Origin of the sequence: Bradyrhizobium roseum (assembly GCF_030413175.1) — a bacterium.
Taxonomy (GTDB): Bacteria; Pseudomonadota; Alphaproteobacteria; order Rhizobiales; family Xanthobacteraceae; genus Bradyrhizobium; species Bradyrhizobium roseum.
This window is the reverse complement of sequence record NZ_CP129212.1, coordinates 1,568,719-1,581,021: the sequence shown is the minus strand read 5'-3', so window position 1 is coordinate 1,581,021 and position 12,303 is coordinate 1,568,719. Positions and strand designations below refer to the sequence as shown.

Sequence of the window (12,303 nt, the reverse complement as noted above, 5' to 3'; positions counted from 1 at the left end):
GCTGAGATAATGTTGTGTCGCGCTTCACGACATCAGGAGGCGTCGGCCTTCTGTCCCCATTTCTCGAGAATTTTGGCGATGGCGCCGCTGGCCTTCAGCTTGGCGAGCGAGGCGTTGATCTTCGCCAGCAGTTCCGTATCACTCTTGCGCACGCCGATCGCGACGGTGCCCACGGTGACCGGCTTGTAGGAATCGACCAGGCGCACCTCGGCGAAATTGCCTTGCTTGAGGTTGTAGGCGAGGATCGGGTAGTCGGCAAAACCGGCCTTGAGGCGGCCCGCATTCACGTCGCGCAGGATGTCGGGGATGGTGTCGTAGACCTTGACCTCGCCGAACAGCCCCGTCTTCTTCAACGCGTCGACAAAGGCCGTCCCGACCTGGGCGCCCACGGTCTCGCCCTTGAGGTCTTCCTGCGAAGCGTATTTTTTGGCGTCGGTCTTGGGCACCACGAGCCCCTCGCCATAGGTGTAGACGGCGTCGGAGAAGTCGATCACCTCTTTGCGCGCGGCCGTGGCGAACATCGCGGCCGAGATGATGTCGATCTTGCTGGAGGTCAGCGACGGCACCAGCGCGGAGAATTGCATCGGCTCGATCTGGACCTGGAAGCCGGCATCCTTGCCGATCTCGGTGATGAGGTCGACCATGATGCCCTGTATGGTATTGGTCTTGGTGTCGAGGAAGGTGAAGGGGATACCCGTCGGCGTCGAACCGACTTTCATCAACTGCTGCGCGGTTGCCGGCGCCGCGGCTGCGATAACCACCGCCGCCAACGCAGCCTGAAAGAAACGCTTCAGAGCCATCGCATCACTCCTGAATTGACTGCCGTACGGGCCTGCCCGCCCTTGTCAGACCAAAGCGTTGCGAGCGGCACCGTTCAGGTCTATTTTCATCAATATGAAATTGTGGTCACAACTGCCCGGGCATTGCAAGCAGTTTTCATGCACATGAAGGAAGCAGGTCTGACGTGAGCGAAGGCAGACGCATAGGGAAGCCGGCGGCCAAGGCCAAACCAAGGCCGGCAAAAAGGACAACGGCGAGGCCGAAGGCAAGGACATCAGCGAAAGTGGACGAGCTCGCGATGGACCTCGCCGTCGGCCGGCGCATACGCGACCTGCGGCATCAACACAAACTCTCGCTGGAGACGATCGCCGATCGTACGGAGCTGTCGATCGGCTTTCTCAGCCAGATCGAGCGCGGGCTGTCGTCCCCCTCGCTTCGCGTGCTGGCGACGCTGGCGGATGTACTCGGCGTCGGCATTGCCGCGCTGTTCGGCTCCCGGCCAAGCGATCCCGCTTCCGGCGGCGTCGTGACACGCCGGTTGCAGCGCGCCGAGTTGAAGCTGTGGCGCACCGGCATCTCCAAGCAATTGCTGAGCCCGGCGGGAACGGAAAACCGCCTCAATCTGTTTCTGGTGCACCTCGAGCCCGGCGGCAGCACGGGCGACGAGCTGTACACGCACGACGGCGAGGAGGCCGGCCTGGTGCTGGAAGGCGAGATGACGCTGACGGTCGACGCCGAAACCTGGTCGCTCAAGCAAGGGGACAGTTTCCGCTTTGCCAGCCGTCGCCCCCACCGCTTTTCAAATCCGTCGGAAGATGCCAAAGCGGTGGTGCTGTGGGTGAATTGCGTGACGGCGGTGACATGAGCGACAGTCTCGGACAGGAAACGGATCAAGCCCGGGAGGACTGGAGCCCGCACAGCGCGCATTGGGGCGCGTTTTCGGCGCGATGGAACGGCGCGACGCTGGAGATCCAGCCTTACGCAGAAGATCCAGCGCCCTCCTCGATCCTGCAGAATTTTACCACGGCGATGCGGCACAAGGCCCGCATCCAACGGCCGATGGTGCGCAAGGCATGGCTGGACCGCAGCAAAGCCGAGCGCACCTTTGACCAGCCATTCGTCGCGTGCCCTTGGGACGAAGTGCTCGATCTGCTTGCGGGCGAACTGTCACGGGTCCGAACCGAGCATGGCGCGGGTGCCGTATTCGGCGGTTCCTATGGCTGGTCCAGCGCCGGACGGTTTCACCACGCGCAGAGCCAGGTGCATCGCTTCCTCAACACGGCGTTCGGCGGCTATGTGCGCTCGGTGAACAGCTACAGCGCCGGCGCCTCGGCCGTGATCCTGCCGCACATCCTCGGCAATTACGAAGCGCTCTCGCGCCACAACGTGACCTGGGATCAGGTCGCCGAACATACCGATACGGTGCTCGCGTTCGGCGGCATGGCGCTGAAAAATTCCGAAGTTGCCAGCGGCGGCGTCAGCCGGCACATCGAGCGCGACGCGATGCAACGGGCCGTACAGCGCGGCGCCGTGTTCTACGGCGTCTCGCCGCTGCGCGACGACATGCCGGAGGTGGCCGGTGCGCGATGGCTGCCGATCAAGGTCGGCACCGACGTGGCGCTGATGCTGGCGCTCGCGCACACATTACTGGTCGAGAACCTCTGGGACCGCGATTTCGTCGCGCGCTATTGCACCGGTTTCGACATCTTCGAACGTTATCTGCTCGGCCGCGACGACGGCACGCCAAAGGACGCAGCATGGGCCGCCGATATCGCCGGCATTTCCGCGACCACGATCATCGGCCTCGCCCGCCGCCTGCCCCACGGACGCACCCTGATCACGGTCTCGCATTCGCTGCAGCGCGCGCAATATGGCGAACAGCCGGTGTGGATGGGCGCGGTGCTCGCGGCCATGCTCGGCCAGATCGGCCTGCCCGGCGGCGGCTATAATTACGCGCTGGGCGCGCTTGGCCACACCGGCCGCCGCCCCCACGGCCTTCCGATTCCAACGCTGCCGCAGGGCAAGAACGGCGTCGGCGACTTCATCCCGGTGGCTCGCATCAGCGACATGCTGCTCAACCCAGGCAAGTCGTTCGACTACAACGGCCGCACGATGCGCTACCCTGATATCAAGCTGGTCTATTGGGCAGGCGGCAATCCGTTCCATCATCACCAGGACATCAACCGGCTGCGCCGCGCCTTCAACGTTCCCGAAACCATCGTTGTGCACGAAAACGCGTGGACACCGATGGCGAAATTCGCCGACATCGTGCTGCCGGCCACCATGACGCTGGAACGCGACGACATCGGCGCCGCCGCCACCGATCAAAGGCTGGTCGCGATGAAGAAGGCGGTCGAGCCGGTCGGCGAAGCGCGCGACGATTTCGATATTTTTGCCGCGCTGTCGCAGCGCATGGGCGTCGAGCAGGCCTTTGCGGAGGGACGCGACAGCCGGCAGTGGCTGGCCCATCTCTATGAGCCGACGCGGCGTGCGCTCGCCGACGCGGGTTGCGACGCGCCTGACTTCGAGGAATTCTGGCGGCGCGGCGAACTCGCGCTGCCGCCGGCTCCCGATGACGGCGGCCTGCTACGTGCCTTTCGCAACGATCCTGACAAGAACAAACTGCCGACGCCGAGCGGCAAGATCGAGATCCATTCGACGGCCATCGCGGGTTTTGGCTATGACGATTGCCCGCCGCATCCGGCCTGGCTGCCCTCGACCGAGCCTGCGACCGCGCGTCACCCTCTCACGCTGATCGCCAACCAGCCGGCGACGCGGCTGCACAGCCAGCTCGATTTCGGCGCCTATAGCCAGTCCATGAAAATTGCCGGCCGCGAACCGGTCCGCCTCAACCCCACTGACGCGGCGCGCCGCGGCATCGCCGATGGCGACATCGTCCGCCTGTTCAACGATCGGGGCGCGTGCCTGGCCGGCGCCGTCGTCTCCGACGCCGTCATGGCCGGCGTGGTGCAGCTGTCCACCGGCGCCTGGTACGATCCGGAGCAAGGCACGGCGGAACAACCGCTGTGCATCCACGGCAATCCGAACGTGCTGACGCGCGATATCGGCACCTCGCGGTTGGCGCAAGGCTGCTGCGGCCAGGTGACCGTGGTGGAGTGCGAAAGGTTTCAAGGAATCCCGCCTGCCATCCACGCCTTCGATCCCCCCGATCAGCAATGAGGCGGGTTCCGGAGACGCGGCGCGGCGGCCGGAACTAACGCAAATCCGCTAGCGCGCCGCCTGAAATTCGGGCAGTCCTAAAGGCATGCCCATTTCCAGTCGTTTCTTCGTCCAATCCACCACGGCCCTGTTGCTGGTCGGGTTTCTGGCGCTGCTCGGCATCGTCGGCATGACGTTCTGGCTCGGCGAACGCGCCCAGGTCTATTTCAACGAGGTGATCGCGGCCCGCGACGCGCGCAGCGCCGCCGTCGATCTGCGCAACGCCCTGCAGACCGCCGAATCCAGCCAACGCGGGTTCCTGTACACCGGCAACGAGGTCTATCTCGCATCCTACGGCCCGGCCAAGACGCTGGCCGAGCGGCAGTTGGCGGCGGTGAACCGCCTGCTGGCCTCCTATGAGGGCCTGGATGCGTCGCTGAAGCGCCTTACGACCGTCATCAAGGACAAGTTTGCCGAGATGGACATGACCATCGACATGAAGCGCGACTACCGCGATGCGGAGGCGCTGGCGCGAGTCCGAACCAATCGCGGCAAGACGCTGATGGACGAAGCCAACATCTTCTTCGCCGGCATCATCAGCGCCACCGACGTGCGCCTGACGACCAGTGTCGCCGAGCAGAAGGCGAACGCAACCCTGCTTCGGCTGTTCTCGATCGTCAGCGGCATCGTGATCGTCATCGTGATCGGGATCGCCGCGGTCACCGTGGTGCGCTACACGCGCGAACTGCGGGGCGCGCGGACCGAGGTGAGCGTGCTGAATGCCGGGCTCGAGAAACGCGTCGAAGCCCGCACCGCCGACCTGGCGCGCGCCAACGCCGACATCCAGCGCTTCGTCCAGATCATCTCGCACGACCTGCGCGCGCCGCTGGTCAGCATTGTCGGCTTCACCGCCGAGCTCGAGGACAGCCTGGCGAGCCTGCGCCTGCTGGTCGACCGCTCCAGTGCCGCGAGCAGCGCCGACGATCCGGACCTGCAGGAAGCGCGCGCCGCCGCCACCGAACTGCTGCCCGAAGCGATCGGATATATTCGCTCCTCGAGCGACAAGATGGAGCGGCTCATCAACGCCGTCCTCAAGCTCGCGCGCGAAGGTCGGCGGCCGTTGAAAGCCGAGACCATCGATCTACGGGAGATCGTCACCGCCGGCGCGGCGGCGATCCAGCATCAATTGTCCGAGGCCGACGGCAAGATCGACATCGATCTTGCCGTCCCCAGGATAGAGAGCGATCGCTTCTCGCTGGACCTGATCCTCGGCAATCTGCTCGACAACGCCGTCAAGTATCGGTCCAAGGACCGCCCGTTGCATATCAAGGTGCGGGCACGCCCGATCGCCGGCGATCGTGTCGAAATCGAAGTTGCCGACAACGGCCGCGGCATTGCGGAACGCGACCAGGAGCGCGTGTTCGACCTGTTCAAGCGTGCGGGAACGCAGGACCAGCCGGGCGACGGCATCGGCCTCGCCCATGTCCTTGTCGCCGTCCGCAACCTCGGCGGCGAGATCAGCGTGGCGAGCGAACTCGGCCGCGGCACAACATTTCGCCTGACGATGCCGCGGGCGCTCGCGACATCAGAGACTATTGCCGCCTGATCCGAAAGCCCGGATAACGGAAGCCGGTCCGGCCGGAAGCAGCCTGGACGCTGGGGGCAGTATGTTACAGGGTAACACACCAGGGCCGCGGGTCATTTGGCTGGGCGTTGCCGTTCTTGCGTCGGGCGCGATCGTCGGCTCCGTGCCGGCGACGGCACAGGGCGGGCCATCAGGCATTACGATGCCCAGGACCTTGCCGCCGTTCGATCCCACCGCTCCCGCCTGCACACCGCCACCGGGCCTCCAAAAGGCGCTGGCATTTTCGCAGGACACGCGGCGCGAGTTCATGCAGGGCGTCAATCAGGGATTGGCGGCCGCCGCGAAGGATCGTGGCCTGCAACATCGCGTTCTCGTCGCCGATAGCGACGCAGCCAAACAGGCAGAGGACGTCCGATCGCTCGTCGCCGCCAGGACCGGCGGCGTCGTTGCATCGGCAGTCGACTCAGCGTCCCTTGGCCGACGCCTGCAGGACGTCATCTGGTCCGGCGGCTATGTCGGCACGGTCGTGGCGCCACCCGCCACCTCGCTGTTGAATGCTCCGCAATATCTCACCGGCAAGGTGTTGGGCGACGCGGCGAGCGCGCATATCAAGGGGACGCTCGGCGGCAAGGCCAAGGTCGTGCTGCTGACCCAGGACAGCCTGGAATTCCTGGCGCCGCGTTTCGTCGCGCTGCGGGATTCGCTGCGCGACATTCCAGGCGCCAGCATCGTGGCCGACATCTCGCCCCATCCGGTCAGCAAGGACGGCGGTTATGCGACGATGCGAACCATCCTGCTCGCCAATCCTGACGTCGACGTCGTGCTCGGCGCTGACAATGTGGTGCTCGGTGCGCTGGCCGCGCTGCGCGCCGCCGGCAAGACGCGACCCAACCAGTTTCTCGGCGGCATCGACGGCGAACCGGAGGCGGTGTCGGAAATCAAGAAGGGCAACTCGCCCTACCGGATCAGCATCAGCCTGGCCTCGCCGGTTTTCGGCTACGCCATGGGCCAGCACGCCGCCGACTGGCTCGAGGGCAAGAGCATTCCGCAGGCGATGGATATTTTGCCGAGCCCGCTGACGGCAGCGAACATCGCGCAATACGAGGCCGATCTCGCCAATCCCGCTGGCGTCTGGGCCGATCCGGCGCGGCGCGCGGCTTACTTAAAAATGTACGGCAACATTTGTTATGACAGCCGCGATCAGTATGTGAATTTTCCGTGGTCGTCGGAGCGGAAGTAGCGGCATCACCCGAACCGGTGATCGTACCGGCTATTGGGAAGAGAACCGGCTAATGGACGACATTATCTCTGCAATCCGACAACGCTTGGAGAAGAAAATTACCGACCTCGGGGAGCCCTGGCGCTCGGGATTGATTCCAAGCGAACCGCCTGACTTCGCATCCGATGAGATGCGGCTCGGCTTCGCACTGCCGCCTCTGATGAAGCGAATCTACCAGGAAGTCAGCAACGGAGGTTTCGGGCCCGGTTACGGACTCATCGGTATAACAAACGGAGTACCGGATGATTCAGGCAAGACCGGACCAGCAATTTACGAATTGTTCCGAGGTGGCAGTACCGACGAACCAAATTGGAATTGGCCAGAGCGATTGTTGCCCGTCAGCCACTGGGGATGCGCGATTTACTCCTGCGTAGACTGTGCGGACCCGAATTTTCGAATGCGTGTTTTTGACCCCAACGTGCACGATGGAGACGATTGGGGCGATTCCTTCTTCGAGGAATCTCCCAGCTTCGAACAGTGGATCACAGCATGGGCATCAGGCGTCGATCTTTGGGATGCAATGTACGGCCCGGAAGGACCCGTGGCACGGATACTGTCGGCTCGACGCGCAATGCGTTGAGGCAGAGTAAGCTGTGATGCAACGGTTGCGACACACCGCGCGACAAGCTTCGAAGCAGCACCTCCGCCATCATTGCGGGGACCAACGCGACGACGAAATCCATTCATCCGCTATGCTGCACGATGGATTGCCTCCGCCATCGCTCTTCGAGCTATGGCGGACAAGTCGCTGCACTCGCAATGACGGCGGCAGGCGCCGGTGCTCTCACCCGAACCGCTGCTCGTACCGGCTCACCACGAGTTCGCTCACGTCGATATCCGGCTTCCGCCCCGACATCAGGTCCGCCAGCACCCTTCCGGAGCCGCACGCCATGGTCCAACCCAGCGTGCCGTGGCCGGTGTTGAGGTGCAGATTGCTGTAGCGCGTCGCGCCGATGATCGGCGGGCCGTCGGGCGTCATCGGGCGCAGGCCGCACCAGAACGTCGCCTTGCTCAAATCACCGCCCTGCGGAAACATGTCGGTCAGGGAGTGCTCGAGCGTCGCGCGCCGCGCCGCGTCGAGACTCGACGAATAGCCCGAGATTTCCGCCGTGCCGCCGACACGGATGCGATCGCCGAGCCGCGTGATCGCTACCTTGTAGCTCTCGTCCATCACGGTCGATACCGGCGCGCCATTGGCACCGGCGATCGGCACCGTGATCGAATAGCCTTTGATGGGATAGACCGGCACGGAAATGCCGATCGGCTTGAGCATCCGCGGCGACCAGCTTCCGAGCGCCGCGACATAGGCATCGGCGTGCAACAGCCCCGCGCTGGTGACGACGCCGGTGATCCTGTCGCCCTCCGTCTCCAGCCGCTCGATCCCGGTATTGAACTTGAACTGCACGCCGAGCTTGGCTGCTTCTTTGGCAAGCGCCTGCGTGAACATGTGGCAATCGCCGGTCTCGTCCTGCGGCAGCCTGAGCCCGCCGACGAACTTGACGGCCGAGGTGGCCAGCCCCGGCTCCGCAGCGATGCAGCCGGCGGGATCGAGCACTTCATACGGCACGCCGTACTGCTTGAGCACCGCGATATCGTCGGCGGTGCCGTCGAGCTGCTTCTGCTTGCGGAACAGCTGCAACGTGCCCTGGCTGCGCTCGTCATAAGTGATGCCGGTCTCGGCCCGCAGCGCGCGCAGGCAATCGCGGCTGTATTCCGCGATCGGAATCATCCGGCTCTTGTTGATGGCGTAACGTTCTGCCGTGCAGTTGCGCAGCAGCTTGAGCATCCACCACCACATCACAGGATCGAGCTTGGGCCAGATCACCAGCGGGCCGTGGCGCATCAACAGCCACTTGATGGCCTTCACCGGCACGCCGGGGCCAGCCCACGGCGACGAGTAGCCGGGCGACACCTCGCCGGCATTGGCGAACGAAGTTTCCTGCGCAGGCTCTGCCTGACGGTCGACGACCGTCACCTCATGGCCGGCGCGCGCCAAATAATAGGCCGTGGTGACGCCGATGACGCCACTGCCGAGAACGATTGTCTTCACGATTCCTCACACATCCGCCGCGGGAATTTTCCGCGGCCTATGTTGCTCCTGTAGCGTTTTCAAGCGAAGTGGGTACCGGTTCGCGTGAAGAAAACGCGTCAAAACAACAGCTCGAGTTTCGGTTCTGATTCAGAACCGAAACTCGGAGAGCAAGGATCAGGCCACGCGCTTGATGGCGTCGCCGAGGATCGAAACGATATCGTCGATATGGCTCTTCTCGACGATCAGGGGCGGCGACAGCGCAAAGGAATCGCCGCTCATGCGCAGATAAAGTCCGTTGTTGAAGCAATCGACCATCACATCATAGCCGCGTGCGCCGACCCCTTCCTTGCGCGGGGCAACCTCGACGGCGCCCATCAGGCCGACGTTGCGGATATCAACCACGTTCGGCAGACCTTTCAGCGAATGCAGCGCATCGCGCCAGTACTCGGCCATCGACGCGCCGCGCGTCAAAAGCCCTTCATCCTTGTAGATGTCGAGCGTGGCGAGGCCCGCCGCGCAGGCGGTCGGATGCGCCGAATAGGTGTAGCCGTGGAACAGCTCAATCGTCCCCTCCGGGCCGTTCATCAGCGCGTCGTGGATCTGGCGGCTGGCGAACACCGCGCCGCAGGGCACCGTGCCGTTGGTAATGCCCTTGGCGGTCGTCATCATGTCCGGCGTGACGCCAAAATAATTTGCCGCGAACGGCGCGCCGAGGCGACCGAAGCCGGTGATGACCTCGTCGAAGATCAGCAGGATGCCGTGCTTGGTGCACAGCTCGCGCAGCCGCTGCAGATAGCCCTTCGGCGGCGGCAGCACGGCGGTCGAACCCGGCACCGGCTCGACGATGACGGCGGCGATGGTATCGGCACCATGCAGTGCCACCATCCGCTCGACATCGTCGGCGAGTTCGGCGCCGTGATCCGGCTGGTCCTTTGCAAAGGCGTTGCGGGTGAGGTCGTGGGTGTGGCGAATGTGATCGACGCCGGGAAGATGGGTCGCAAACGCACGGCGGTTCGCCACCATGCCGCCGACCGACATGCCGCCGAAACCGACGCCGTGATAGCCGCGCTCGCGGCCGATCAGGCGCGTCCGCGTGGCCTGTCCGATGGCGCGCTGATAGGCGAGTGCGATCTTCAGCGCGGTGTCGACCGACTCGGAGCCGGAATTGGTGAAGAAGATGCGGTCGAGCCCCTTTGGCGCGATCTCGGCAAGCCGCTCGGCGAAATCGAACGCCGCCGGATGGCCCATGTTGAACGACGGCGCAAAGTCGAGGTTGGTCAGGCTGCGCTCGACGGCGGTGGCGATCTGGCGGCGGCCATGGCCGGCGTTGACGCACCAGAGGCCGGCCGACGCGTCGATCACCTTGCGGCCGTCGACCGTGGTGTAGTGCATGCCCTCGGCGGAAGCGAACAGCCGCGGCGCCTTCTTGAACTGCCGGTTGGCCGTGAACGGCATCCAGAACGAGTCGGTTTGCAGGGTGTTCGGCTTCTGATGAATGGTCACGGGCGGCTCCTGGGCTGGCGGCTGAAGATCCCACGGGGCCACGCTCGAAAAGGCGCAACAAGTCCTTTTCTTGGGTCCTGCAACCCATTGATTTTGTTAAGTGTGTCAGGGCATATTTGTTCGATCCGAAACACCTGCAACAGGGATTTCCCGATGAGCGTCGATATCGGTGGGCGACTCCGCTTCGTTCGCGCCCGGCACAAGCTGTCGCAGCGCGAGCTCGCGAAGCGGTCCGGCGTCACCAATTCGACGATCTCGCTGATCGAATCGAACCAGATGAACCCAAGTGTCGGCGCGCTCAAGCGCATCCTCGACGGCCTGCCGATGGGGCTCGCCGAGTTCTTCGCCATCGAGCCGGAGCGGCCGCGCAAGGCGTTTTATCGCGCCGACGAATTGACCGAGATCGGCAAGAAGCCGATCTCGTTCCGCCAAGTCGGCGATAACCTGTTCGGCCGGAGCCTGCAAATCCTGAAGGAACGCTATGAGCCCGGCAGCGACACCGGCCGCGTGCCGCTGACCCATGACGGCGAGGAAGGCGGCATCGTGGTCTCGGGCCGACTGGAGGTGACCGTCGACGACGAGCGCCGCATCCTCGATCCCGGCGACGCCTATTATTTCGAGAGCCGCCGCCCGCATCGCTTCCGCTGCGTCGGCGGCAAGCCGTGCGAAGTGATCTCGGCCTGCACGCCGCCGACGTTTTGAGGAGACGACATCATGCGCAAGGTCTGGATCGAGGCGGCGCTGAATGGCGCCTGGAGCCGCAGGTTTCAATTCGGCATTCCCGATACGGTCGAGACGATCGTGGCCGAGGGCGTCGCCTGCGCGCGCGCCGGCGCCACCATCGTTCACGTCCACGCTTATGACGGCGGCGGCCCGCAGACCCACGATTGGCAGGTGTATGCGCGCATCATCGAAGGCATTCGCAACCAGGTCGATGTCCCCGTCTATCCCTCCTACCCGGCATTCATGACGGACGGCGACGCAGGCCTTGCCGACATACGCGCGCGCTACGCCCATATCGAAGCGCTGGCCGAGCGCGGCCTGCTCGAATTCGCGCTGGTGGATCCCGGCAGCGTCAACTTCACGCTGACATCCACCACATCAGCGGCGAAGCCGGCCGGCACCTACATGAACCCCGAGAATCATATCCGCTATGTGCTCGACTTTGCCGTGCGGCACAGGCTCCACCCGGATTTCGCGATCTACGAACCCGGCTTCCTGCGCGCCGGCGCAGCGCTGGCCCGCGCGGCCGGTACACGGATTCCGATCTATCGCCTCATGTTCTGCAACCAGATCGCGGTCGGCTTTCCGCCCAAACCGTATGCGCTCTCGGCCTATCTGGCGCTTCTGGAGGAAGAAGCGCCCGGCGCGCCCTGGATGATCGCGGGCGTCAGCGCCGATATTCGGCCCCTGATCGCCGAAACGGTTGCACGTGGCGGCCATATTCGCGTCGGCCTGGAGGATGCGCCACTCGGTGCAAGGACGAGCAACCTCGAAATGGTCGAAGAGGCGGTGCGGATGGTGCGCGAGCACGGCGCCGAGCCGGCCTCGCCTGCTGAAATGCGACAGACGCTGGCAGACGACAGTTCATAACGTTGCCACGCAATCGCCCGCTTGTTCCAGTAGTATCCCGGATGCCCGAAGCATAATTTAGCACCTATGGTCCCCGCGATTTCAGACACTGATTTCAGTCACTCACGGGGCAGTTATGGACGGCAGAAAGCTGAACGTTATTTCGCATGTCGGCCTCACGTCCAAGCAACTCCGCGATCTGGCGGAGGAGGCTGAACTGCCGTTTCTGACCTACCTGCTCGGCATGGTGGCCCTCGAGGCGGAAAAGGCGCTGCAGGATGGCCGTCGTAACGGCGACATTCAGGCACCGCGTTCCACTGCCGATTTTGCGCTGGACGAAAGCCCGACACGCGGCCGGGCTTGATGAATCCGTCAGTGACCCTGTCCGCCCTG

General features: G+C 64.2%; 11 protein-coding genes. 8 read left to right on the top strand and 3 right to left on the bottom strand.

Annotated features, from left to right (window positions below):
* Positions 1 to 32: 32 nt before the first annotated feature.
* Entirely contained in the window at positions 33 to 800 is a 768-nt protein-coding gene (locus QUH67_RS07420) for an ABC transporter substrate-binding protein (RefSeq protein WP_300946030.1), read from the bottom strand.
* Between the two features lie 164 nt (positions 801 to 964).
* Between QUH67_RS07420 and QUH67_RS07415 the strand changes: the two genes are divergently transcribed.
* The 5 genes from QUH67_RS07415 (at position 965) to QUH67_RS07395 (ending at position 7,383) form a co-directional block, all read left to right on the top strand.
* Positions 965 to 1,645, top strand: a complete 681-nt coding sequence (locus QUH67_RS07415; protein WP_300946029.1) for a cupin domain-containing protein — start codon at positions 965 to 967, stop codon at positions 1,643 to 1,645.
* Positions 1,642 to 3,960, top strand: coding sequence for a molybdopterin-dependent oxidoreductase (locus tag QUH67_RS07410; RefSeq protein WP_300946028.1), 2,319 nt, complete (start codon positions 1,642 to 1,644; stop codon positions 3,958 to 3,960). The genes QUH67_RS07415 and QUH67_RS07410 overlap by 4 nt, the downstream gene beginning before the upstream one ends.
* An 85-nt stretch (positions 3,961 to 4,045) precedes the next feature.
* Complete coding sequence (locus QUH67_RS07405) at positions 4,046 to 5,545, top strand: sensor histidine kinase (RefSeq protein WP_300946026.1); 1,500 nt, start codon at positions 4,046 to 4,048, stop codon at positions 5,543 to 5,545.
* A 181-nt stretch (positions 5,546 to 5,726) separates the two neighbouring features.
* Positions 5,727 to 6,764: a sugar ABC transporter substrate-binding protein gene (locus tag QUH67_RS07400; RefSeq protein ID WP_300946024.1), complete on the top strand. Its 1,038-nt coding sequence runs from the start codon at positions 5,727 to 5,729 to the stop codon at positions 6,762 to 6,764.
* 52 nt (positions 6,765 to 6,816) lie between these two features.
* Positions 6,817 to 7,383 carry an SMI1/KNR4 family protein gene (locus QUH67_RS07395; protein ID WP_300946023.1) on the top strand — a complete coding sequence of 189 codons (567 nt, stop codon included), beginning with the start codon at positions 6,817 to 6,819 and terminating at the stop codon, positions 7,381 to 7,383.
* A 204-nt stretch (positions 7,384 to 7,587) separates the two neighbouring features.
* Here QUH67_RS07395 and QUH67_RS07390 read toward each other — a convergent pair whose 3' ends face one another.
* Positions 7,588 to 8,853 carry a D-amino acid dehydrogenase gene (locus tag QUH67_RS07390; RefSeq protein ID WP_300946022.1) on the bottom strand — a complete coding sequence of 422 codons (1,266 nt, stop codon included), beginning with the start codon at positions 8,851 to 8,853 and terminating at the stop codon, positions 7,588 to 7,590.
* A gap of 156 nt (positions 8,854 to 9,009) precedes the next feature.
* Entirely contained in the window at positions 9,010 to 10,338 is a 1,329-nt protein-coding gene (locus QUH67_RS07385; protein ID WP_300946021.1) for an aspartate aminotransferase family protein, read from the bottom strand.
* Positions 10,339 to 10,491: 153 nt separating this feature from the next.
* Here QUH67_RS07385 and QUH67_RS07380 point away from each other — a divergent pair, with 153 nt between their 5' ends.
* The 3 genes from QUH67_RS07380 (at position 10,492) to QUH67_RS07370 (ending at position 12,274) form a co-directional block, all read left to right on the top strand.
* A complete protein-coding gene (locus QUH67_RS07380; RefSeq protein ID WP_214492342.1) occupies positions 10,492 to 11,040 on the top strand; it encodes a cupin domain-containing protein in 549 nt (182 codons plus the stop codon).
* 12 nt (positions 11,041 to 11,052) lie between these two features.
* The gene (locus QUH67_RS07375; RefSeq protein WP_300946020.1) at positions 11,053 to 11,931 is read left to right on the top strand and encodes a BKACE family enzyme; all 879 of its coding nucleotides are present in this window, start codon (positions 11,053 to 11,055) and stop codon (positions 11,929 to 11,931) included.
* Between the two features lie 115 nt (positions 11,932 to 12,046).
* Complete coding sequence (locus QUH67_RS07370; protein WP_300946018.1) at positions 12,047 to 12,274, top strand: hypothetical protein; 228 nt, start codon at positions 12,047 to 12,049, stop codon at positions 12,272 to 12,274.
* The last annotated feature ends 29 nt before the right edge of the window (positions 12,275 to 12,303 follow it).

Coding starts and splice junctions, on each gene's coding strand:
- QUH67_RS07380 (WP_214492342.1), top strand. CDS start 10,492: ATGAGCGTCGATATCGGTGGGCGACTCCGCTTCGTTCGCGCCCGGCAC.
- QUH67_RS07400 (WP_300946024.1), top strand. CDS start 5,727: ATGCCCAGGACCTTGCCGCCGTTCGATCCCACCGCTCCCGCCTGCACA.
- QUH67_RS07420 (WP_300946030.1), bottom strand. CDS start 800: ATGGCTCTGAAGCGTTTCTTTCAGGCTGCGTTGGCGGCGGTGGTTATC.
- QUH67_RS07395 (WP_300946023.1), top strand. CDS start 6,817: ATGGACGACATTATCTCTGCAATCCGACAACGCTTGGAGAAGAAAATT.
- QUH67_RS07405 (WP_300946026.1), top strand. CDS start 4,046: ATGCCCATTTCCAGTCGTTTCTTCGTCCAATCCACCACGGCCCTGTTG.
- QUH67_RS07410 (WP_300946028.1), top strand. CDS start 1,642: ATGAGCGACAGTCTCGGACAGGAAACGGATCAAGCCCGGGAGGACTGG.
- QUH67_RS07375 (WP_300946020.1), top strand. CDS start 11,053: ATGCGCAAGGTCTGGATCGAGGCGGCGCTGAATGGCGCCTGGAGCCGC.
- QUH67_RS07370 (WP_300946018.1), top strand. CDS start 12,047: ATGGACGGCAGAAAGCTGAACGTTATTTCGCATGTCGGCCTCACGTCC.